Source organism: Paenibacillus puerhi (genome assembly GCF_009846885.1).
GTDB lineage: Bacteria > Bacillota > Bacilli > Paenibacillales > NBRC-103111 > Paenibacillus_G > Paenibacillus_G puerhi.
In genome coordinates this window covers 44,982-65,996 of the sequence record NZ_WUWM01000025.1, presented here as the reverse complement: position 1 = coordinate 65,996, position 21,015 = coordinate 44,982, and the positions used below count along the sequence as shown (strand labels likewise).

Annotated in this window: 17 protein-coding genes; 12 read left to right on the top strand and 5 right to left on the bottom strand. The window is 56.0% G+C overall.

Annotated elements, in window-relative coordinates:
• The first annotated feature begins 195 nt into the window (after positions 1 to 195).
• Entirely contained in the window at positions 196 to 1,413 is a 1,218-nt protein-coding gene (locus tag GSF01_RS20950) for an MGDG synthase family glycosyltransferase (protein ID WP_159887254.1), read from the top strand.
• Positions 1,414 to 1,481: 68 nt separating this feature from the next.
• On the opposite strand, the gene yhfH is transcribed toward GSF01_RS20950, so the two are convergent.
• A complete protein-coding gene (gene yhfH / locus GSF01_RS20945) occupies positions 1,482 to 1,655 on the bottom strand; it encodes a protein YhfH (protein ID WP_235941655.1) in 174 nt (57 codons plus the stop codon).
• A gap of 178 nt (positions 1,656 to 1,833) precedes the next feature.
• On the opposite strand from yhfH, the gene GSF01_RS20940 reads away from it, so the two are divergent.
• Both GSF01_RS20940 and GSF01_RS20935 read left to right on the top strand, forming a co-directional pair.
• Positions 1,834 to 3,252 carry a sensor histidine kinase gene (locus GSF01_RS20940; protein ID WP_159887252.1) on the top strand — a complete coding sequence of 473 codons (1,419 nt, stop codon included), beginning with the start codon at positions 1,834 to 1,836 and terminating at the stop codon, positions 3,250 to 3,252.
• A 100-nt stretch (positions 3,253 to 3,352) separates the two neighbouring features.
• Entirely contained in the window at positions 3,353 to 3,973 is a 621-nt protein-coding gene (locus tag GSF01_RS20935; RefSeq protein WP_235941647.1) for a nitroreductase family protein, read from the top strand.
• Positions 3,974 to 4,078: 105 nt separating this feature from the next.
• On the opposite strand, the gene GSF01_RS20930 is transcribed toward GSF01_RS20935, so the two are convergent.
• Positions 4,079 to 4,528, bottom strand: coding sequence for a DnaJ family domain-containing protein (locus GSF01_RS20930; protein WP_159887251.1), 450 nt, complete (start codon positions 4,526 to 4,528; stop codon positions 4,079 to 4,081).
• A 157-nt stretch (positions 4,529 to 4,685) separates the two neighbouring features.
• Here GSF01_RS20930 and GSF01_RS20925 point away from each other — a divergent pair, with 157 nt between their 5' ends.
• The 3 genes from GSF01_RS20925 (at position 4,686) to GSF01_RS20915 (ending at position 6,610) form a co-directional block, all read left to right on the top strand.
• Positions 4,686 to 4,952, top strand: coding sequence for a hypothetical protein (locus tag GSF01_RS20925; RefSeq protein WP_159887250.1), 267 nt, complete (start codon positions 4,686 to 4,688; stop codon positions 4,950 to 4,952).
• A gap of 52 nt (positions 4,953 to 5,004) precedes the next feature.
• On the top strand, positions 5,005 to 5,691 hold the full coding sequence (locus tag GSF01_RS20920; protein WP_159887249.1) for a YidC/Oxa1 family membrane protein insertase: 687 nt from the start codon (positions 5,005 to 5,007) through the stop codon (positions 5,689 to 5,691).
• A 244-nt stretch (positions 5,692 to 5,935) separates the two neighbouring features.
• Positions 5,936 to 6,610 carry a GNAT family N-acetyltransferase gene (locus GSF01_RS20915; RefSeq protein WP_159887248.1) on the top strand — a complete coding sequence of 225 codons (675 nt, stop codon included), beginning with the start codon at positions 5,936 to 5,938 and terminating at the stop codon, positions 6,608 to 6,610.
• A 129-nt stretch (positions 6,611 to 6,739) separates the two neighbouring features.
• Here GSF01_RS20915 and GSF01_RS20910 read toward each other — a convergent pair whose 3' ends face one another.
• Together GSF01_RS20910 and GSF01_RS20905 are read right to left on the bottom strand one after the other, a co-directional pair.
• Positions 6,740 to 8,005: a hypothetical protein gene (locus tag GSF01_RS20910; protein ID WP_159887247.1), complete on the bottom strand. Its 1,266-nt coding sequence runs from the start codon at positions 8,003 to 8,005 to the stop codon at positions 6,740 to 6,742.
• 317 nt (positions 8,006 to 8,322) lie between these two features.
• Positions 8,323 to 8,865 (bottom strand): small multi-drug export protein, encoded by a 543-nt coding sequence (locus GSF01_RS20905; protein WP_159887246.1) that lies wholly within the window; start codon positions 8,863 to 8,865, stop codon positions 8,323 to 8,325.
• A gap of 327 nt (positions 8,866 to 9,192) precedes the next feature.
• On the opposite strand from GSF01_RS20905, the gene GSF01_RS20900 reads away from it, so the two are divergent.
• The 3 genes from GSF01_RS20900 to rnhA all read left to right on the top strand — a co-directional run bounded on the left by GSF01_RS20900 (position 9,193) and on the right by rnhA (position 12,587).
• Positions 9,193 to 10,023: a glycosyltransferase family 2 protein gene (locus GSF01_RS20900; RefSeq protein ID WP_159887245.1), complete on the top strand. Its 831-nt coding sequence runs from the start codon at positions 9,193 to 9,195 to the stop codon at positions 10,021 to 10,023.
• Positions 10,024 to 10,097: 74 nt separating this feature from the next.
• The gene (recQ, locus tag GSF01_RS20895) at positions 10,098 to 11,885 is read left to right on the top strand and encodes a DNA helicase RecQ (protein WP_159887295.1); all 1,788 of its coding nucleotides are present in this window, start codon (positions 10,098 to 10,100) and stop codon (positions 11,883 to 11,885) included.
• A gap of 48 nt (positions 11,886 to 11,933) precedes the next feature.
• Entirely contained in the window at positions 11,934 to 12,587 is a 654-nt protein-coding gene (gene rnhA / locus GSF01_RS20890; RefSeq protein WP_159887244.1) for a ribonuclease H, read from the top strand.
• 95 nt (positions 12,588 to 12,682) lie between these two features.
• Here rnhA and GSF01_RS20885 read toward each other — a convergent pair whose 3' ends face one another.
• Positions 12,683 to 14,209, bottom strand: a complete 1,527-nt coding sequence (locus GSF01_RS20885) for a sensor domain-containing diguanylate cyclase (protein ID WP_159887243.1) — start codon at positions 14,207 to 14,209, stop codon at positions 12,683 to 12,685.
• A gap of 296 nt (positions 14,210 to 14,505) precedes the next feature.
• Between GSF01_RS20885 and hsdR the strand changes: the two genes are divergently transcribed.
• From hsdR to GSF01_RS20870, 3 genes are read left to right on the top strand one after another with little or no spacing between them, the layout of a single operon-like run.
• Positions 14,506 to 17,757, top strand: coding sequence for a type I restriction-modification system endonuclease (gene hsdR / locus GSF01_RS20880; protein WP_159887242.1), 3,252 nt, complete (start codon positions 14,506 to 14,508; stop codon positions 17,755 to 17,757).
• Positions 17,758 to 19,191, top strand: a complete 1,434-nt coding sequence (locus GSF01_RS20875; RefSeq protein WP_159887241.1) for a class I SAM-dependent DNA methyltransferase — start codon at positions 17,758 to 17,760, stop codon at positions 19,189 to 19,191.
• Positions 19,184 to 20,668, top strand: a complete 1,485-nt coding sequence (locus GSF01_RS20870; RefSeq protein WP_159887240.1) for a restriction endonuclease subunit S — start codon at positions 19,184 to 19,186, stop codon at positions 20,666 to 20,668. Before GSF01_RS20875 ends, GSF01_RS20870 begins: the two co-directional genes overlap by 8 nt.
• Positions 20,669 to 21,015 lie beyond the last annotated feature (347 nt).

Sequence of the window (21,015 nt, the reverse complement as noted above, 5' to 3'; positions counted from 1 at the left end):
GAAGGGGGAACCGACCTCTGAGCGTGTAGGAATAAATGATGGTCCCAAATGGTTAAATATGGTATTGTTAACAGACAGCTGATGTAGGACAGGCAAACAAGAAGCATACCGAACGGCCTGTTTCGAAGTTCAAAGATTGGGTAATGAATGAGGATAAAGCAAGATCGAGAAACGGACGATGCAGGAGGCGTAACGATGTCTATTCCCATAGAACGGCCGCCCCAGGTTCGCGCTTTGATTCTGACCGGCGATCTGGGAGACGGCCACCGTCAGGCGGCGCGGGCACTGGCGGAGGTTTGCGGCGCTCCCGGGGAACCGCCGGTACAGGCCGAGGTCGTCGATTACATGCAGGAGGTTTACGCCCTTCTGCATCCTGTTATTAAATATGGCTTTCTGAAAGGGGTCGAGAGGCTTCCGTCACTCTACGGGTATTTGTACCGCAGGTCGCGGGATAGCGCCGGGCTGTCGGGAGCGGCTCGATCCTTTCTGAGACTCGGCCGCGCCAAGCTTCTGGAGCTGCTTAGGATCAAGCAGCCCGATCTGATCATTTGTACCTTTCCGCTCGCCGCCGCGGCGATTTCCTTGCTTAAGGAGGAGGGGCGCTGCTCCGTTCCGCTTGTCACGGTCATTACCGATTATGCGGATCATGCGCTGTGGGTCCAACCGCATACCGACTTGTTCTTGGTCGGATCGGAAGAGATTGCCCGGGCCCTGGAGCGCCGGGGCATCGCAAGGGCCCGTGTCTGCGTAACCGGCATCCCGGTGCGGACAAGCTTCTTCGCTCCGGTAGATCGGACATTATTACGGGCAGAGCTGGGTCTGGCCCCGGACCGACAGGTGGTCCTCGTCATGGGTGGAGGATGGGGACTGATGACGGAAGAGACGCGATCCTTGATCCGATCCCCCCTTGTTCGGGAGCGGATGCAGCTCGTATTCCTGTGCGGAAGCAACGGGAAGGCCAAACGACTGCTGGAGAAGGAACTGGCGAGTAGGCCGACTCCGCATGTGCGAATACTTGGGTTTGTGGATGATATTCACCGATGGATGGGAGCAGCCGACCTCCTGCTGACGAAGCCCGGAGGCCTGACAACTTCCGAGGCTATCGCTGCCAGGCTCCCCATGCTTCTGTATAAGCCGATACCGGGGCAGGAAGAAGAGAACGCGGGCATGCTCGAGGAAGCGGGGGTCGCCGTACGCGCCTCGAAGAAGCGGGAGCTGCTGGATCAACTGATGGAGCTGGCAGCCGCCAAGGACAGGCTGGCTGCTATGCGTCTTAGAGCGGACAGCTTCAGGCGGCAGCGGCCGGTTCATCTGGCGTGGGCTGCCATGCTGGAGCTGCCCGCCGGTCAGGAAGTGGGTCTGGCTGTCAGACCGGCTGTCGCGTTGAGGGATTCCGTCCGGGAAGCATGGTAGATGTAGTCCGAAACACAAGCAAACGCCCCTTTCCGGGGCGTTCGCTTGTGTTTCGGACTGCCTGTCGGTTAAGGTTCGGGAGTGTCGGAACTTGTGACGTTGACTGGACTGAGCGGATAGAAGGTGACGCCGCGGCATTTGGGACAGGTGGGGCTGTAGCAATCGGCGAGCTCCTCTAAGGGCTCCTTGCAGCTGGTACAGCATTTGGCAGGCAAATTCTCATAAAATTCGGACGTGCGCATGAACATGCTATCACTCCTTATCCAATAGGATATGTTTATTCTACAGCAAAAGGTCGGCGATTGTAAGCGCTTTTTCAAAAGCTGGGCTTATGATTTGCAGAGGCACTAAGCTGTCGTTTCTGCAGTTGCCTGACTTCCATACAAAGAGGCGCGCCAAATACCGGACCGGGGGATACAGATGCAATTTTACCAAACCTTTTTTCTCAATATCAGCCTGCTGATCAGCCTTGCATTTTTGTTAAATCTGGTCACCAAATATGTATTTTTACGGTTTGGCGTATTTCGGGTTATACCAGAGCGGGGGCGGTCGGCTGCCTTGGCTCTGCTATTTATTTTCGCAGGCTGGCTGACGATGCTGTTCGGGCTGCGATTGAGCGAGAATATCATCTTCGATATGAGATTGCTTCCGCTCATCATGGGAATTTTCGTATTCCGCCATCCGGGCTGGCTGACGGTGGTCGGAATTGGGATCGCCCTAAGCCGGTTTACGTTTGGATACAGCGATGCCGCTCTAGTGGGCTGCTTCAACGTGACGGTGCTCGGTTTGGTGTGCATGGAGTTAAACATCCGGTTTCAAGAATGCAGACGGTCGTTCCGATGGAAGCTGGGGTTCAGCATTCTGGTGGTGAACCTGCTTAGTTCCATGAATCTTGCGATGTTCGGCGTACTTCCTGCACATACTTATATCGTGTCGATCTTCCCCTTTACGTTTCCCTTGGGGGTTGTGCTCAGCTATTTCTTTGCTTTCATGCTGCATGATTTTTACATGGAGAAAGTAAGGACGGAGCAGCTCACGCTGTCCCACAGCCAGCTTCTCGCGCAGAAAAACGAGCTGCAGGCTGCCAAGGCGGACCTGGAGGAGAAGGCCAGGCAGCTGATCTTGGCTTCCCGCTACAAATCCGACTTTATGGCCAATATGTCTCATGAGCTGAAGACCCCGCTGAATAGCGTCATCCTGCTATCTCAGCTGTTGGCCGATCAGCACGAGGGAAGATGGACCGACGAGGAGCTGGAATACCTGGCCATTATCCGGTCTTCGGGCGAAGACCTGCTCAGGCAGATCAATGATATTCTTGATTTGTCGAAGGTGGAGGCGGGGAACCTAGATATTGAGCTGGAGGAAACCAGTATCGCGGAGATTCCGCATATTTTACTGTATCAGTATCAGGAGGAAGCGGCGCGGAAGGGAGTTGTTCTGGAAACGAGGATGGCCTCTAACCTGCCTGATTTGCTTCGGACCGACGGAGTGCGGGTGCATCAGATTATGCGAAATCTCGTATCCAACGCCGTTAAATTTACGAATGAAGGCTCGGTTGTCATCGACATCCGCTTGGCGGATGAAGATCGTCCGGCGACTGACGGACGATGGATCGCTTTCTCGGTCCGAGATACCGGTATCGGCATCGCGGAAGAGAAGCAGCGGCTGATCTTCGAGGCTTTCCGGCAGGCGGATAGCTCGATTAACCGCAAATACGGCGGGATGGGGCTAGGGCTATCGATCAGCGTGGAGCTGGCCAAGCTGCTGGGCGGCCATCTGTCGCTGGATAGCCGGGAAGGGCAAGGAAGCTCTTTCACTTTATATTTGCCTCATGTGTAATACGAACAACCCTATTTAATAATTATTAACTTTACAAAAGTAAGTACATTCTGGTATGATATGGCTAAATCCCAAATAGATACACAAGGAGTGGATCCTGTTGAGCCAACAAGTGGAAGCCGTATTTACGGCAGAGCAATTTTTGCAATCCCGTCATTCCGTCAGACAATATGTCGCGGGTACTGTCCTGTCCGATCAGGAGCTGAATGAGCTGCTCGAGCTTGCCTCTTGCGCGCCATCATCCTGGAATTTACAGCATTGGCGTTATTTAGTCATCCGGGAGCAAGCCAATAAAGAGCGGCTCCTGCCTATCGCCTACGGCCAGCAGCAGGTCGTTGACGCGGCTGCTGTAATCGTGGTGCTAGGGGACTTGGAAGCGAACAAGGTTACGGAGCAGGTCTACGAGAAGGCTGCCCCCGAAATCCGCGAGATGATGAAGAAGCAGGTGGATAGCGCCTACGCGGGCAATCCGAGCCTGGCTCGCGACGAGGCGATTCGCAACGCCTCCTTCGCCGCGCAGCAGCTGATGCTGGCAGCCAAGGCCAAGGGCTATGATACGGTGCCGATGGGCGGCTACAACTCCCAGGCTTTGATTAAGGAGTTCGCGATCCCTGAACGTTATGTGCCTGTCGTGATGATCCCGGTCGGCAAGGCCGCCAAGCCGGCAAGAGCGACGGATCGTTTGCCGCTGGAGCACCAAACCATCCATGAGCGCTTCTAATCAATATATGTGAGTATAGGAAGAATGCCCTTCGGGCTGCCCATCTGTCACGACAACGTGAAGAGGGCAGCTCGAAGGGCTTTGTTGTAAAGGATGCTGCATGCGTTATTTGGCATACCAACGCTCATATTGCTCCCGGATATTGTCCCGGCTGACCAGATGGCGGTGAAGGGAGCGGCTGGGGGCCAGAGCATTAAGTTCTATAATATGCTTGTTGATATCGGCGAACGTGGCATCCAGCTCGGGATGCTCGCTTGACTTGTCCATCAGCTCCAGCGCGCTTGCCATCAAGGAACCAATCTCCGTACGAAGCATGATCCAGGGCGGCTTCACGTTGGCATTGCGCAGCACGGTGTCCAGAATATCCCCTGTAGGCACTTGAAGCGGTTTGCCGAGGCCGGGGAGCTGCTGCAGGCCTCCTTTCTTCACAAACTCCTGGTAAGCATCTTCCACCCAGCTTTGCTTCTCGCGTTCATGGGAATCCAACGCGTCCCGATCCTCGAATACCTCACGGGGAAGCGGAGCCGGACGTACCTCAAAGGACTCCTCGCTCATCGGCCTTGTCCCTCCCGATTATGAATTAGGTACAGATTAAGGCTGTTCTGTCTTCAGGTCAAGCGGATCCTACCATATCGGTTCTGCCTCAGCATAGAAACCTAGGGCTGGATCATCCGTATGGATAGTATGCACCTTTTGAGAGAGGGGGATGCCGATGCCGGTGGAATGGTCCATTGATGTGCCGCTGCTTCTGCTGATGCTCGGGTTTACCGTATGGGCTGCGGTTCCTTGGCTGGAATCTGCAGGTCTTGGCAGGGTGTACGCGGTTCGGGGCCGAGTCGCAAGCTGCAGGATAGTACTGAAAGCTCATGCATTCATGCATAGAATGCAGGCGCATCGCTCGATCCGGCGCAAGCGCCCGCCTCGAACCTCCGAAAATACGGATGAACCTGCTCTACCTTTCTTCACTCGCCGTCACTGAGCCGCGAACCGTCATCCAAGACGGGTGACGTACGAAAAGGAGAGAGGTTGATATGTATACCTGGTTCCAGCCTATCATTTCCCTGCTTGCGCAAGTGCTGTCCATGCTGAAGGCTGCCTTGCATGATTGGGGTTTTGCGATTGTCGCGCTTACGCTGCTAGTCAAGCTGGTTCTGTATCGGTTTAATCTGACCGCAGCCCGGCAGCAAGTACGCTCGGCCGCCATGAATCCCCGTATGAAAGAGCTGCGAGAGGCATACGGACAAGATCCGGCTGTGCTGCTGAAGGAGACGTCCGAGCTGTACCGGCAGCACGGGTATCGCCCGATGGCTCCCTTCGTCGGCATGCTGCTGCAGCTGCCCGTGCTCAGCGCCATGTATGGTCTGTTCATGACGCATGGAAGCACGATGTCGTCTATGCTGGTCCCGTGGGTCCCGCATTTGGCCGCCATTGACCCGTTGCATCTTGTGCCGGTGATTACGGGTCTGCTGAGCTTTGTTGTCAGCCTTATTCCGCTGACAGAGGTTCCAGGCGCACCGCCTATGCCCGCAGGGATGAAAGTGCTTATGGGCATCCTAATCATGCTGATTCCCGTCTTTGTTACCTGGCGCGCCCCGGTCGCCCTCGGCTTGTATTGGATCAGCGGCACGCTGTTTAATCTGGCGGAGCGGGTATTCTACCGCACCGGCTGGGGGAGGCGTTTGTTGACCAAGGGAATGGCTGAGGCTTCGGAAGCTTAGCAGCTTGGATTCGTTCAAAGAAAGAGGCCCGCTGCACACCGGCAGCGGGCCTTAAGATATATATTTATTAAAAGGGGGTCGAGTTCTATTATAGGCGAGCAATCTTAAAGAGAGATGAAAATTAGATGTCAATTGTGTAACAAATCATGTTGATATATTACAAGCCCAGGCGGGGGGATTCGGCACCGTTGACTCCTTTTCGTAGAAACGGTAAGCTGTAGGGAAAAAAGGAGGCGGGAAGTCCATGGATTATCATCGGATCACAGCTATTACAGATCCATACTTTGCGCAAATGCATGCGCTGATGCAGAACGTATTTCCAGTTGAAGAGGTACTGGCCTACGAGTTATGGGCTGAGCCGCTCCAAGATCCGGGCATCCGTGTCTTCGTAGCCGTAGAACAGGGCAAGGTCGTGGGCGCGACGGAATACCGGTATTATCCCGATCTGGAGATTGCGATGACCGATTTCACGATCATTGGCCAGGACGGCAAGGGTATCGGGCCCTTTCTCGCGGGCAACCGTATGGCCGACCTCCGTCAGGTGGCGTCGGAAGCAGGCGGGAAGCTGAACGGGATGTTTGCCGAGATCTATAATCCCGAGCTGTCGGAAGGCTTAGCCTTCGGCGGCGTCAAAGCGATGAACGCTGTAGTTCGCCGGGAAGTGCTGGCACATCTGGGTTATCTGAAGCTGGACCTGGATTACGTACACCCTTCCTGGCAAATCGACGGAGAGGCCGTGCATGGTCTGGATTTTTGCTATATGCCATTGGACGACGCTGGGGCCAAGACGGTAGACGCCGGGCTAGTGGCCCGCTTTCTGGAGACGTACTATGCCGTGCTGAGTGAAAAGCCCGAGTCGTGGTTCCGTATGATCGAAGGATTGAAAACACGCGAATCGGTAGCGCTGCTGCCGATCTAGACTGCAGGCTATAAAAGAACCGTCCGGAAATTTGAACTGCACCCCAATGGTTAGACATTATCTAACAGTCGGAGGTGCAGTTCAGTTTTTCTCCGGACGGTTCTTCGAGTGCCCGAGGGCGGGCGGCTGCTATTCTTTTATGCGGTTCAAGGCTTCTGCTTGCTCCAGCTCGTCGAGCGCCTTCTCCAGGCCGTAATTGAGGAGGAGCGTCTTGAAGCCTTTGCTTCGATGCTCGGCCGCTTGATCCAAGCGTTCTTTCAGGTCTTTGCGGATGTAGACGCCGTCTTTCTCATGCGTCTGCTTGCGATCCTTTTTCTTAAGCTGGCGGTCCAGTACCCCCTGCAGTCCGCCTGCAGCCTCCGCGGCAGACACCGACTCGGCGATGTAGGCAGAGCTTGCCGACTCCGCCGCTGCTGCGGCGATCTCGACAGCCTCGTGAGCTTCGATGGCTTCGGGTCCAGCCGCCAATTCCCCGGTGGCAGCGGGTGGCAGCGGGCTTGCGGTTTTGCGTTTGCGGCGAACGGAGGGCTTCGCCGCCCGATGCTCCCCGGCTGCGGTCCCTTCAGCCGGAAGGGCGGCTGCGGAAGCGGGCGCCTCCGGCGTCTCCAGGGCAGCCGCGCTTTCCTTGGCAGTCCGGCCTACGGCCTTGCGGCCGGCTGAACGTTTGCGCGGGGCTTCAGGCTTGGCCTGTGCCGGCGAGTCGGCCGCTCCGGCCGATTGGCGCCGCGTCGATCGACTGCGCTGGCCGGCCGGCTTCCTGGCAGCGCTGGATTCCTCGGCTGGGACAGAGGCGTCGGGGCCGGCGTCCGGTTGATCCGCTTCCTGAGCCTCAGCCTCCAAGCTTTCCGGCACCGTAGCCGCTGCTATCGGCCACGGCTCGGCTTCGTTCCCGGCTGCGGTGTCCGTGCCCTGCACGGCTACTTCTTCGGTGCTTGCCTCGGCTGGGGCATTGGCATCTTCGGCCTTCACAGCGGGGATGTCCCCTGCCTCCGGCACGATTACGGCCTCGGCAGCCGTCTCATTATGGGCGGCTGCATCCGGCGAACGGTCCGCAGCCGGACCGGCATCAGGCTCCGCTCCATGTTCCGGAGCCGGCAGTGCCGTATCCGCCGGTGCCGGAACAACGCCGGCAGTCTCCGTAGCGGCTGAGTCTGCAACCGGTGCGGCAGATCGGCGTCCGCCGGTACGCTTTCTCGGCGCTGGGCTGGTTCGTGCGGGCTTCGCAGCCTTCGCTTCACTTTCGCTGGAGCTCAGCTTCGATGTGGAACGACGGCGAGAAGGGGCCTTGCGTTCGGTGTTTTCCTCTACATCTGGAAGGGATGGCGGAACGGCATCCGCTATCGTGTCGACGGATATATCCGGGTTGGCGGATGGGGTCTTTTTTCTGGGAGCCATGCTGGAAACCTCCTTGGATTCGTATGAGATCAGGGAAAGATCCATGTATTCAAAAAACGCCTTGCCGTCTTCCTATTCAGGGAATAGAACGGTTTCGGGTGTAAGCCCTGGCTTTAGGATAGATGACATAAGTTCACTTACTTTGCATTCCTTTCTATCATAGCACTGATAAGGCTGGTGCTCCATATGTCGGATAAAAGAAATGCTGTCGAAGGAACGCAGCTCCTGTAATCACGAAATAAAAAAGGGACCGCGGCTTGACTGGCCGTGTCCCTGCATAGGGGCCCTTCGGGGCACCTGCGCCCGTGCTGGCTGGATTAGGCTCGGCTGTCCTTGAGTTGAAACCAGCCGACAAAGTCCAGACCGTACACTGTTCCGACCGTAAGGGCGATGGTCCAGACGACGAGACTGAGCGTCATCCAAAGCACGACCCAACGAGGCGGGGAGCCGAAAGAAAGAGCGAGCAGCGTGGCAATATCGGTGCCTACGATCGCCGGCGCCACAAGCGCGAGTCCCGGGATGCCATAGCGCTCCCAGATTCCGCGTGCCCGGCGCTGCTTCTTCGACTCGCCAGCTACTCCCTCTGCGGATGCCTCCCAAGCGGGATCGTCCGGATTCCGACCTTCCTTGCGAGCTTTACGTCTGGCTCTCCAGGCGTTAAATTGACGAAAGAATAGAGCGATCAGCAGAACGGGAAGCCAATTGCCGGCAAAGCCGGTGATGGCTACGGCCACGGGCTGAAGTCCCCAAGCGATACCAAGGGGCACGACCAGAAAGACTTCGAGCCAAGGTGCGGCTGCCAGCAAAAAAAGCAAGATATATTGCCAGAATGTTCCCCATTCCGGCTGTGCGAATAGCATCGTCATGCCTCCTTTCTCATACCTTGGCGGGTATAGCGCAGTTGATGGCCAGGGAGCGAAGGCTCTAGCGGCTTAAGTTTCCACTGAAGGCGAATCGGCAGACGGCAGACCAGAGTCATAACGTGCGCGCAGCTCCTTGACCCTTGTACGCAGCATAAGCCTACTCCTTAGGCTATCCATGATGTGTCCGGAATCTACCACTTATAGTAAAGTAACCTTAACTTAATGACAAGTTTCAATGACCTTGTGCCGGTGGCGAAGGTTTTCCTTTTGTTTGTTTTTAGGTATAGTTGAGATAGAGGTTGTCAGAAAGGCGAGGGGAATCGGATGGAGCAGCAGCCGCTCGTATCGGTCATCGTGCCGACGTATAATCGGCCGGAAGCGCTGGGGGAATTATTGGAATCGCTCAGCAGGCAGACGTATGCGCGTCTGCAGGTTATTATTGTGAATGATGCGGGAGTACCGGTGGAGCATGTCGCAGCCTTATATCCCGAGCTTGATACGCAGGTCTTGAATATGGAGAGCAACGGAAAGCATGTAGAAGCGCGGAATTTCGGGTTGTCGGCGGTCAGCGGCGAGTATATCATGCTTTGCGATGATGATGATTTATTGCTGCCGCTGCATGTGGAGCGGATGGTGAACGAGCTGGGCGACAGCGATCTTGTGTATTCCGATGTGGAAATATTTGATTTTGTCGAAGAAAACGGGGTGCGGCGTCCGACCGGCCGATTCGTCTTTGCTTACGAGCATGATCTGGCGGCGATGCGGCGCTTCTCCACCTTCGTTGCTTCCGGGTGTTTGTACCGCAGGGAGCTGCATGAGACGCTCGGACCGTTTGATACCGGCGTATATCATTACTGGGATTGGGACTTTTTCCTGCGGGCATCGGAGCGCTTCCGGGTGAAGCGGGTGCCGGTGGCGAGCGCCTTGTACGCCTTCGCTTCCGGCGGCGGTAATTTGTCGGGCCAGGCGGAATCGATGCGGCCTTTTCTGGATAAGCTGTCGGCTAAGCACGGGCTTGGCGAGCTGCCGACGGCCAATTTTTTTCTGCTGCTTGAAGAGCCGGAAGTGAAGGCGCGCCGTGCAGCGACGGATGTACACTGGGATGGGGAGCCTTTCGTTTCGAGGCTTGCGGGACAGCGAAAGGAGGAGCGGTAACGTTCATGGACTGGAATGGCATTTTTGAAGCTCCGCCGGAAGATCCGGCGGATATCCAGCAGGGTCCCTTGCTTATGGAGGACGCGCGTGAGCTGCTGAGGAAATATTACGGGTATACGGATTTTCGCGAAGGACAGAAGCCGGTTATCGCAAGCGTCCTAGAAGGAAGGGATACGCTGGGGATCATGCCGACGGGCGGGGGCAAGTCCGTCTGCTACCAGATCCCTGCACTGATGATGAGGGGGACGACGATCGTCATCTCCCCTCTGATTTCGTTGATGAAGGATCAGGTGGACGGACTGGACAGCATCGGCGTGCCTGCCACCTATATCAATAGCTCGCTCTCCTACTCGCAGGTGGAGACGCGCATCCGCAAGGCAGCCCGCGGCGATTACAAGCTGCTGTACGTGGCCCCCGAACGTCTGGAGTCGGAGCGTTTCCTCGGTCTGCTAGCGGAGCTGACGGTACCGATGGTAGCCGTCGATGAAGCCCACTGCGTATCCCAGTGGGGACATGACTTCCGCCCGAGCTACATGCGGATCAGCGAGCTGATCGCCCAGCTTCGGGAGCGTCCCCGGATCGCGGCGTTTACGGCGACGGCGACCGATCAGGTGCAGGCCGACATCGTACGCCATCTCCAGCTTGAGGAGCCGGGCGTATTCGTCACCGGCTTCGCCCGGGAGAATCTGTCCTTCACGGTAGTGAAGGGAGAGAACAAGCGCGACGTCCTGACAGGCTATATCCGCGAGCATAAGGGAGAGGCCGGTATCGTGTATGCGGCTACCCGCAAGGAAGTCGATCAGGTCTGTGAATTCCTGAAGCGTCAGGGCGTGTCCGCAGGGCGTTATCATGCCGGCATGACCGACAAGGAACGCGCGGAGGCGCAGGAGCAGTTCCTGTACGACGAGGTGCGCGTCATGGTGGCGAGCAACGCATTCGGGATGGGGATCGATAAATCCAACGTTCGGTACGTAATCCACTATAACATGCCGAAAAATATGGAGGCCTATTATCAGGAAGCCGGACGCGCGGGGCGAGACGGCGAGCCGAGCGACTGCCTGCTGCTGTTCAGCCCGCAGGATATCCTGATCCAGAAGTTTCTCATTGAGCAATCCGTTGCCGCTCCCGAGCGGCAGCAGCAGGAATACCGGCGCGTGCAGCAGATGGCCGATTACTGCCATACGACGCAATGCCTGCAGCGGTATATCGTGCGTTACTTCGGCGGCGAGCTGGAGCAGGACTGCGGGCAGTGCAGCAACTGCGCCAGCCCCGATATGGAGCTGACCGACATTACGCTGGAGGCCCAGCAGATTTTCTCCTGCGTGCGCCGCATGCGCGAGCGATTCGGCGTGACCTTGGTGGCATCCGTGCTGAAGGGCTCGCGGAACAAGAAGGTGCTCGACTTCGGCTTCGACGAGCTGAGCACGTACGGTCTGATGAAGCATCGGACGGAGAAGGAGATCGTAGACTTGATCCAGCTGCTGGTCGCCGAGGGTTATCTTCAATTGGCCGAGGGCAAGTATCCGACGGTCAGTCTAACGTCCCGTGCAACGGAAGTGCTCGTTCCGGGAGGCGAGCGGGTCGTGCAGCGCATCCGCAACAAGCCGGCCGCGCCTGTTGTGAAGGACGTGGAGGCGGAGCTGTTCGATGAGCTGCGCAAGCTGCGCTCGGACATTGCGAAGCGCGAAGGCATCCCTCCTTACATTGTGTTTCCCGACAGCACCTTGCGCGAGATGTGCGGGGTGATGCCGACGAACCCGGCGGCGATGCTGAAGATCAAGGGTGTGGGCGAGGCCAAGTTTTTCAAGTATGGGACGTATTTTATCGAGTTTTTCAAGGAACGAACAGGAGCTGGCGGCTAAAGGCCTGCTTTCCGTTATTCAATCCGATAGAAGGAAAGGTGGGTATTCGTGGCGAAATCGAAATGGTATGTCGTGTGGGAAGGACATTCCCCGGGCGTGTACAAGACATGGGCGGAATGTCAGCTGCAGACAAACGGATACCCGCAGGCGAAGTTCAAGTCGTATGAGACCGAAGAGGAAGCCCGGCGCATGTTCGTCGCCGGGTGGAAGAAGGCGTTCGGCGCTGCTGCCAAGGCAACCGGCACGGGATCGCGCGGGAGCGGCGCAGCGGCGAAGAGCGCATCCAGCTCCGGCGAAGCCGATCTGGACAGCCTGTCGGTCGACGTGGGCTGCAGCGGCAACCCGGGCATTGTCGAGTATAAGGGCGTGTACACGCGAACGGGCGAGATCGTATTTCAGCATCCGCCCATTTCGCGGGGGACCAACAATATGGGCGAGTTCCTCGCCATCGTGCACGGCCTGGCTCATCTCAAGAAGATCGGCAGCAGCATGACCGTCTACAGCGATTCCATGACGGCCATCAGCTGGGTGCGTAAGAAGGCGGCAGCCTCCACGCTGCCGCGCGATGCCTCGACGCGGGAAATATGGGAGCTGGTGGACCGGGCGGAGGCCTGGCTGCGCCAGAACACGTATCCGAACAAAATACTCAAGTGGGATACGAAGGCATGGGGCGAGATCAAGGCGGATTACGGCCGGAAGTAGGGTCGTAGCCTGAGTATAGAGGGACGGACTCCCAATCGGGCCGCAGCGCATAGGCTGCGGCCCCGGTATTTTCAGGAAGAGGAGGCAGTCCCTGCCTACTGCAGCTCCTTCCGTGCACGCTTGATCTGGTACATGGACTTATCCGCACGGCTCAGCAGCTCATCTCCGACCTGCCCGTCATCCGGGTACAAACTCGCTCCTATGCTCATTCCGAGAGAAAGCGATTCGTTGGCGTAGGGAAAATCGGTATGCAAAAGCTTTGCTTCAAGCTGCCTGGTAATTTCCCGGACGGAGGAAGCCGAGGAAACCGGATGGATAAACAAGACGAACTCGTCGCCGCCCAGTCTTGCTGCCATCCCCATCGGCCCGACGGTTTCTTGGATAATCCTTGCCGTTTGCCGCAATAGCTCGTCCCCCGCCTCATGTCCGTAGCGGTCGTTCATCTCCTTGAAGTCATCCAGATCGATGAGAATGACGGCAAGCTTATGCTGCATCACTTCCGCCTCCCGAATGGCTTCGTTCAGTTTTTCATAGAAATACCGGCGGTTTGGAAGATTGGTCAACGGATCATGGTACGCGAGGAAAGCGATTTGTCTCTGGTGCTCCTTCTGAAGCGTGATATTCCGGATGATCAGAATCACTTGCGGCTCATTGTCTACGGTTACGTAATCCCCGTCTATCAGAACGTCCACTTCCCTATCTCCGTTCCGAATCGTAGTTTCCAGCTCGCTCAGCTCTTGTCTATTTTGCAGCCGGTCCATCAGCTCCTGGCTGGCCCAAATACGAAGCCCGGCACGGTCCAGATCGATATGATCAAACAGCTGTCTGGCGCTGGGGTTGGCTTCCCTGATCAGGCCCGAGGCTCCTACCAGCAGGATAGCCGCAGGATTCATATGAAACAGCTTCTCGTACCTCTGAGTATTAAAGTTGAGAAAATCATATTTTTTCATCGCCAGGCGGAGCATGAAGCACCATATGATCCCGCCGTATAAATAGGGGTAAGGAGGCAATCGTCCTTCGAAGGAGAAGTAGCCGAACACAATAGTCCAGCATATGGTCACCATGATGGAGACCATAAGCAGATAAAAGATGGCTCTGTGCTCCCGGGAGTGCGCGCGGGCGCGGCCTTGGTGCAGGATGGCCAGGGTTAGCGAGCTGATCAGAAGGCTGACAGTCAGCGCCGCATAGTAGGGCCCGTTGTACACTGGCCATTTCCATAGGCCGATCGCGATAAACTCCTGAGCGGAAATAAATCGCTGGCCGCTCATGAAGCTGACCGGCACGATCAGAAGAGGCACATAAAACAAGTACGGATACAGCCATTTCGGCATGCGCTTGTCGATTCCCGCGAACTTGGCGGCAAAGTGAAGGCCAAGTCCGGGGAGTGCGACGCCCACATTCGAAAACCATAAGGCAGCAAGCCCCGGGCTATAGGAAATAGGCAGCTGATAACGAATGTATTCTTCCAGGAAGAGCAGGAAATAACCGCCGGAGATCAAGCTGATCAGGCGATGCTCGGATTTTTTCGGATTGCGCAGCCATACATCAAGACCCATATAGAAAAAGAAAAGCATGGGAAGCAGATAAGCGCCCAAAGGGTTTAACACGTCAGATAGGTTCAAGCATCCCGCTCCCCTTCCTCATTAGGACTGTCTTCTCTCTCATTCTATTCGCTATGTCGCTATTTGTCGATTTCTTATCATGCATAGGTGAAGAGTCATGGGAGAGGGATTAGAGCGTACCCGTCAAGGCACAAGCGCTTGAAGTCCCGTGCCTCCAAGCCGCTTTACTTGCAATGGCGGGGTTTAGGAGCTTTCCTCATCTCCGAGCATGCAGGTTTTAGACCGTGCATGTCGAATTATATAGCATCATCCCCTACTTTATGACTAACTGAGGAAACAGGAGGTGCAGACGCGGGATGGCTGGGAATTTCGAATTTCTGGAGAGCCGCTGGACTCTATTGTCGGGCTTAGGAGAAATGGCGGAACGCAATCTTTATACGGACCCGAATACCTCATTAATCAAGCTTCGCATGTTCGGCGAAACGTTAACTAAATACATATGCGCGTTGGAGGAATTGGATGAGGGCAGGGAATGGACACAGGTCGAGCGGTTGTCCCTGCTGCGGCGGGAGGATCTGATCACTGAAGAGATCGTCGATATGCTGCATACGCTGCGCAAAACAGGAAATAAGGCTGCGCACGAAGCGGGGTACGGCTCCACGGGGGAGGCTCAGGCGCTGACCCGGCTGGCCTTCCGGCTCGGCGTATGGTTTATGCAGGTGTACGGCGAATGGGATTTCCAAGCGGCAAGCTATGTGGAGATTCGGCAGGAAGCCGCCGCGGGACTGGAGCAGCTGGAGCAGTTGGACCATCTGGCCCGTTCGTACGAACGTCAGATGGAGCAGCTCCAGCAGGAGCTTGCTTTGCTGCGTGAGCAACAAACGACGATTAGCCCGGAGACCAAGAAGAAACGTCACCTACGATCAAGGCAGTCAGGCAGCGCCTTTGCTCTGAGCGAAGCCGAAACCCGGCTCATCATCGACGAAAAGCTTCGTCAAGCAGGCTGGGAGGCCGATTCCCAGACGCTTCGCTTTGGACTCGGCGTCCGACCCGAGAAGGGCCGCCAGCTGGCGATTGCCGAGTGGGGACTTCAGAACGGCTACGCGGATTACGCGCTTTTCTGCGGGCTCGAGCTTGTCGGCATCGTGGAGGCGAAGCGGATCGGCCGGCAGGTCGAGGCGGATATTGCGCAGGCGAAGAAGTACGCGATGCAGGTGATTCGTCACGGCGATGAGATTATCCATGGACCTTGGGGGAATTATCAGGTGCCGTTTCTGTTCTCCACCAACGGACGTCCCTATCTGGAGCAGCTAAAGCAGATGTCGGGCATATGGTTTCTGGATGCGCGCAAGCCGACCCATCATTTGCGTCCCCTTCAAGCCTGGTATTCGCCTCAGGGGCTGAAACATCTGCTGCAGCAGGATCAAGAGCGGGCCTCCCAGGCATTGCAGGACGAGACGCTGGACTATCTCAAGCTTCGTCCTTACCAAGAGGCTGCGATCCAGTCCGCCGAGCGAGCGATCGGCAGCGGAGAGAGAAACATCCTGCTCGCAATGGCGACGGGAACGGGGAAGACCAGGATGGCGATCGGCCTCATCTACCGTCTGATCAAGCATAACCGGTTCAAGCGCATCCTGTTCCTCGTCGACCGGTCGGCGCTGGGGCGTCAGGCGGAGGCGGCCTTCAAGGATTCGAAGCTGGAAAGCTATCATTCTTTCACGGAGATATTCGAGCTGCAGACGCTGGATGACAAGAATCCAAGCCCCGAGACGAAGGTTCAGATCGCTACCGTACAGGGCATGGTGAAGCGCTTGTTCTACCAGGAAGCGGACGGGGATATCCCGTCGGTCGATCAATATGACTGCATTCTCGTCGACGAAGCTCATCGAGGCTATACCCTGGATAAGGAAATGTCGGAGCTGGAGCTCGCCTTCCGCGATCATGAAGATTATGTGAGCAAGTATCGCAAGGTGCTGGATTATTTCGACGCTGTCCGCATCGGGTTGACGGCCACGCCCGCGCTTCACACGGTCGAGATCTTCGGACGTCCCGTCTTCCACTATTCGTACCGGGAAGCGGTCATCGATGGATACTTGATCGACCATGAGCCGCCCATGCAGTTCGAAACGGAGCTGAAGAAGCACGGCATAACCTGGCAGATCGGAGAAGAGATCGCCGTGTACGATGCCTCTTCCGGACAGATCGACAGAGAGGTGCTGGAAGACGAGATCAATCTCGAAGTGACCCAGTTCAATAAATCAGTCATCACGGAGAACTTCAACCGGGTCATATTGGCAGAGCTCACGAAGCATATCGACCCGGAGTCGGAAGGGAAGACGCTCATCTTCGCGGCCACCGATGATCATGCCGATCTGGTCGTCCGTCTATTCAAGGAAGAGCTGGAGAAGGTATACGGCGCCGTGGACGATAATGCGGTTATGAAAATTACCGGCTCGATCAAGGATCCGCTCCACGCTATCAAGCTGTTCAAAAATGAGCGGCTCCCGAATATCGTAGTGACGGTGGACCTGCTAACCACCGGTGTAGATATTCCAAGTATTACGAATCTTGTGTTTCTGCGGCGCGTGCGCTCGCGGATCTTGTATGAACAAATGCTGGGGAGAGCGACCAGACGCTGCGATGAGATTGGGAAGGATCACTTCATGATCTATGATGCGGTTGGCATCTACGAGAGCTTGAAGCCGTTCACCGACATGAAGCCGGTCGTGACGAGGCCTGGCGTATCGCTGTCTGTGCTCGTGGACGAGCTCGCCCAGATTCAGAGTGAGGAGCAGGCGAGGCCGCATAAGGATGAAATCTTAGCCAAGCTGCAGCGCAAGAAACGCACCTGGACAGCCAAGGATCACGAGGACTTTAAAGCGCTGTCCGGCGGAGTGAGCATAGAAGGGTTTATTGCCGAAGTGAACCAGGCGAGCGCCTTACAAGCCGGAGCCGACCTGCAGGCCAGGAAATCGCTGATCGGGTTCATCGATGAGAACCGCGGCAGATCGCATCGGATCTATATCTCCGAGCACGAGGACAAGCTGCTCTCGACGACACGGGGCTACGGCGACGCCCGGAAGCCGGAGGATTACTTGGAGGGCTTTCATGCCTTCATCGCCCAGAATCTGAACCTGATCCCGGCGCTGACGATTATTTGCACGCGTCCCGGCGACCTGACCCGTGCGGAGCTTCGCAATCTGCGTATAGCGCTTGACCAGCACGGTTATTCGGAGAAGGCCTTGCAAGCGGCATGGCGGGATGCGAAGAATGAGGATGTCGCGGCGGATATAATCAGCTTTATCCGGCAGCAAGCGCTTGGCGATCCGTTAATCAGCCATGAAGAGCGTATCCTAGCGGCGATGAAAAAGATCTACGACAGCAAGGTCTGGTCGAAGGTGCAGAAGGATTGGCTGAGGCGGATCGAGAAGCAGCTGCTGCAGGAGTCGGTGCTGGACCCGAACCCGGAGAAGGCTTTCGATGTGGAGCCGTTCAAGAGCAAGGGCGGCTACAGGCAGCTCAACAAGATTTTCGACGGCGAGATGGACGCGATCGTCACGACCATCAATACGGCCTTATATACACCAAGAAAGAGGGAACATGCCTAAATGGGTAATCAGGAGATCGTACAGAAGCTATGGAATTTGTGTCATGTCCTCCGGGATGACGGCATTACGTATCATCAATATGTGACGGAACTGACGTATCTGCTGTTTCTCAAAATGATGAAGGAAACCGATAACGAGAAGCTGCTGCCGGAAGCGTACCGGTGGGACTCCTTGTCTTCGCGGCACGGTACGGAGCTTCAGAAGCATTACCGGCAGCTGTTGCTCGATCTGGGCAGTGCCGGCAATGAGACGATCAAGCAAATCTATATGAATGCGACCTCCAATATCAGCGAGCCGAAAAATCTGGAGAAGATCATGCTCTCCATCGACCAGCTCGACTGGTACAGCGCCAAGGAGGAAGGACTTGGCGACCTGTACGAGGGCTTGCTGGAGAAGAACGCCAGCGAGACGAAGTCGGGAGCCGGGCAATATTTTACCCCGCGCCCGCTGATCGATGTTATCGTGAAGCTGGTTGACCCGCAGCCGGGCGAGCGCTGCCATGACCCCGCAGCCGGGACGTTCGGGTTCATGATCGCGGCCGACCGCCACGTGCGCAGCAAGACGGATGATTATTTTGACCTTGGGGAGTGGGAAGCGGAATTCCAGAAGAACGAGGCATTCACAGGCGTGGAGCTGGTCAAGGATACGCATCGTCTGGCGATGATGAATGCTATGCTGCATGATATTCATGGACAGATCCTGCTGGGGGACACGCTCTCCAGCGACGGGGAAAGCCTGAAGAACTTCGATGTGATCCTGACGAATCCCCCGTTCGGTACGAAGCAGGGCGGAGAACGTCCGACGCGGGATGACTTGACCTTCCTGACGACGAACAAGCAGCTGAATTTCCTTCAGCATATTTACCGTGCGTTGAAGCCGAATGGGCAGGCGCGCGCAGCGGTTGTGCTCCCGGACAATGTGCTGTTCGAGAGCGGCGTGGGCGCCCGGATACGCGCCGACTTGATGGATAAGTGCAGCCTGCATACGATCCTGCGGCTGCCGACAGGGATCTTCTACGCGCAGGGCGTGAAGACGAATGTGCTGTTCTTCACCCGCGAGAAGACGGACAAGGACAGCACGAAGGACGTGTGGGTCTATGACCTTCGGACCAATATGCCCAGCTTCGGGAAGAGAACCCCGCTGACAGAGGCTCACTTCGCCGCCTTCGCCGCCGCTTATGCGGCCGAGGACCGGTCGAAGGTCCAGGATGAACGGTTCCAGGTGTTCAGCCGAGAGGATATCCGCAGAAAGGATGACAGTCTGGATATCGGCCTGATCGAGGATGAGTCGCTGTCCGCCTACGGCCATCTTCCTGATCCGGTCGACTTGGCCGAGGAGGCGATGGCTAAGCTGGAGGAGGCTTTAGTCCTGCTGGGCGAGGTTGTCGCGGAGCTGAAGGCGGCAGAGGGGTCCGAGGTGTGGCGCGATGAGTAAGAGGAGCGGGAAGTCGGTTAATGAACGGCTGCAGGACGCTTTGATACCGGAAGAGGAGCAGCCCTATCCGCTGCCGGAGAACTGGGTTTGGGTAAGGTTAAAAGGTGTGGTTCGCTTTTACAGCGGGTCCGGCTTTCCGAAAGAATATCAGGAGCAGCAAGGCCATCCGATTCCTTTCTTCAAGGTGGGGAGTTTAAAGCATGTAGATGACTATAGATATCTGCTGGAGCCGCCCGATACGATCGATGAAGCCGTGAGGCAAAAAATAAAAGCGGGAATCGTTCCCAAGGGGACGATCGTGTTCGCAAAAATTGGCGAAGCGATCAAGCTGAATCGACGGGCTTATATTCCTAAAGATAGTTGTATCGATAATAACCTGATGGGGTTCCACAGCATCGAGACGCTGCTTGATAATGACTTTCTGTACCTGTGGTCGGTAAAAACCGATTTCTATCCTCTGGCCCAGGCTACGACAGTTCCATCCATTCGGAAGAGCAGCTTTGAGATGATGGAGTTTCCGCTTCCTCCGTTAGACGAGCAAAGACGTATTGCGGCCAAAGTCGAAGGGCTATTAGGTAAAATCGATCAGGCTAAGCAATTGGTGGAAGAAGCCCAAGCTGCCCATGGACTTCGGCGAGCGGCGATTTTGGACAAGGCTTTTCGCGGAGAGCTGACGAAGAAGTGGAGGGAAGACCATCTCCAGGCGGGGACTGGCACAGAATGGCTGCAGCAGCTAAAAAACACGCGCAGCGAAATGTACGAGAGGCAATGCCAGGAAGCCAAAGAGAAGCGGGAGAGGAAGCCTAAGGAGCTATATAAGCGTGAGCTGCCCGAGCTTGAGGAATACTCGTCTATTTTAGATACGCTGCCTAAAGAGTGGGCGATCTCGAATGTAGATTTTTTAGCTCATGTTACCAAGCTGGCCGGTTTTGAGTATACGAAATATATTCAGCTGGAGGATACAGGCGAGGTGCCCGTTGTAAGGGCGCAAAATATTCGCATGGGGCGGTTTGTCGAGAAGAATATCAAGTACATCTCCAAGCAAACCTCGGATTTACTGGAAAGATCTCAGCTTCATGGCCATGAATTGCTCATGACCTTTATCGGAGCGGGCACAGGGGATGTTTGTTTGGCGCCTTCTGGCAGGAGATGGCACCTGGCGCCTAATGTGGCGAAAATCACCGTGCACGGCATGTCGCCAGCTTACTTGTGTTATTTTCTGCAATCTCCCGTCGGACAGCGTTATCTGAAAGAAAAAATGAAGGCGACAGCGCAGCAAAGCTTGTCTATGGAAACGATTCGGGAAACGATCGTTCATGTTCCGCCTCCGGAGGAGCAGCAGGAGATTGTGGCTATTCTGGATGTGCTGCTTAAAAAAGTGGATGAGGAGCATGCCGCATTGACTGCAATCGATATAGAGCGTATCGAGCAATCCCTTCTAAGCAAAGCCTTTAGGGGAGAGTTAGGTACCCCGTGATTAAGGCGAATCGGTTGAAGAAGGCTACGGCGGTTAGCTGATCCGGTGATTCGCAAAAGAAAGCCCTGCAGCTGCTGCAGGGCTTTCGGCGTGGGGAGTGTGTGATTATAGGAACTGTTATACCTAAGCGATTTTCCAATTGCTAGGGAACTTTACCGGACAGGAATCGAAACCATCTCAAGCGTTTCTTCCTTATCGTGGATTTCATGATTACCATCAACCTTTCGGATTTCCAGACCCTTCGCAGGATCCTTTCCGCTGTTTGATTTGTTTAATCACCACTTCCCACTTGCTTATGATTACCCCGTCTTTGCGGACTTGAATCATATAGGCCGTTCTAAACCTGC

Excerpts from the sequence above, each read along its gene's own strand:
- GSF01_RS20950 (WP_159887254.1), top strand. The coding sequence starts at position 196 with ATGTCTATTCCCATAGAACGGCCGCCCCAGGTTCGCGCTTTGATTCTG.
- GSF01_RS20870 (WP_159887240.1), top strand. The coding sequence starts at position 19,184 with ATGAGTAAGAGGAGCGGGAAGTCGGTTAATGAACGGCTGCAGGACGCT.
- GSF01_RS20905 (WP_159887246.1), bottom strand. The coding sequence starts at position 8,865 with ATGCTATTCGCACAGCCGGAATGGGGAACATTCTGGCAATATATCTTG.
- recQ (WP_159887295.1), top strand. The coding sequence starts at position 10,098 with ATGGAGGACGCGCGTGAGCTGCTGAGGAAATATTACGGGTATACGGAT.
- GSF01_RS20930 (WP_159887251.1), bottom strand. The coding sequence starts at position 4,528 with ATGAGCGAGGAGTCCTTTGAGGTACGTCCGGCTCCGCTTCCCCGTGAG.
- GSF01_RS20915 (WP_159887248.1), top strand. The coding sequence starts at position 5,936 with ATGGATTATCATCGGATCACAGCTATTACAGATCCATACTTTGCGCAA.
- GSF01_RS20875 (WP_159887241.1), top strand. The coding sequence starts at position 17,758 with ATGGGTAATCAGGAGATCGTACAGAAGCTATGGAATTTGTGTCATGTC.
- hsdR (WP_159887242.1), top strand. The coding sequence starts at position 14,506 with ATGGCTGGGAATTTCGAATTTCTGGAGAGCCGCTGGACTCTATTGTCG.
- GSF01_RS20910 (WP_159887247.1), bottom strand. The coding sequence starts at position 8,005 with ATGGCTCCCAGAAAAAAGACCCCATCCGCCAACCCGGATATATCCGTC.
- yhfH (WP_235941655.1), bottom strand. The coding sequence starts at position 1,655 with ATGCGCACGTCCGAATTTTATGAGAATTTGCCTGCCAAATGCTGTACC.
- GSF01_RS20900 (WP_159887245.1), top strand. The coding sequence starts at position 9,193 with ATGGAGCAGCAGCCGCTCGTATCGGTCATCGTGCCGACGTATAATCGG.
- GSF01_RS20920 (WP_159887249.1), top strand. The coding sequence starts at position 5,005 with ATGTATACCTGGTTCCAGCCTATCATTTCCCTGCTTGCGCAAGTGCTG.
- GSF01_RS20940 (WP_159887252.1), top strand. The coding sequence starts at position 1,834 with ATGCAATTTTACCAAACCTTTTTTCTCAATATCAGCCTGCTGATCAGC.
- GSF01_RS20925 (WP_159887250.1), top strand. The coding sequence starts at position 4,686 with ATGCCGGTGGAATGGTCCATTGATGTGCCGCTGCTTCTGCTGATGCTC.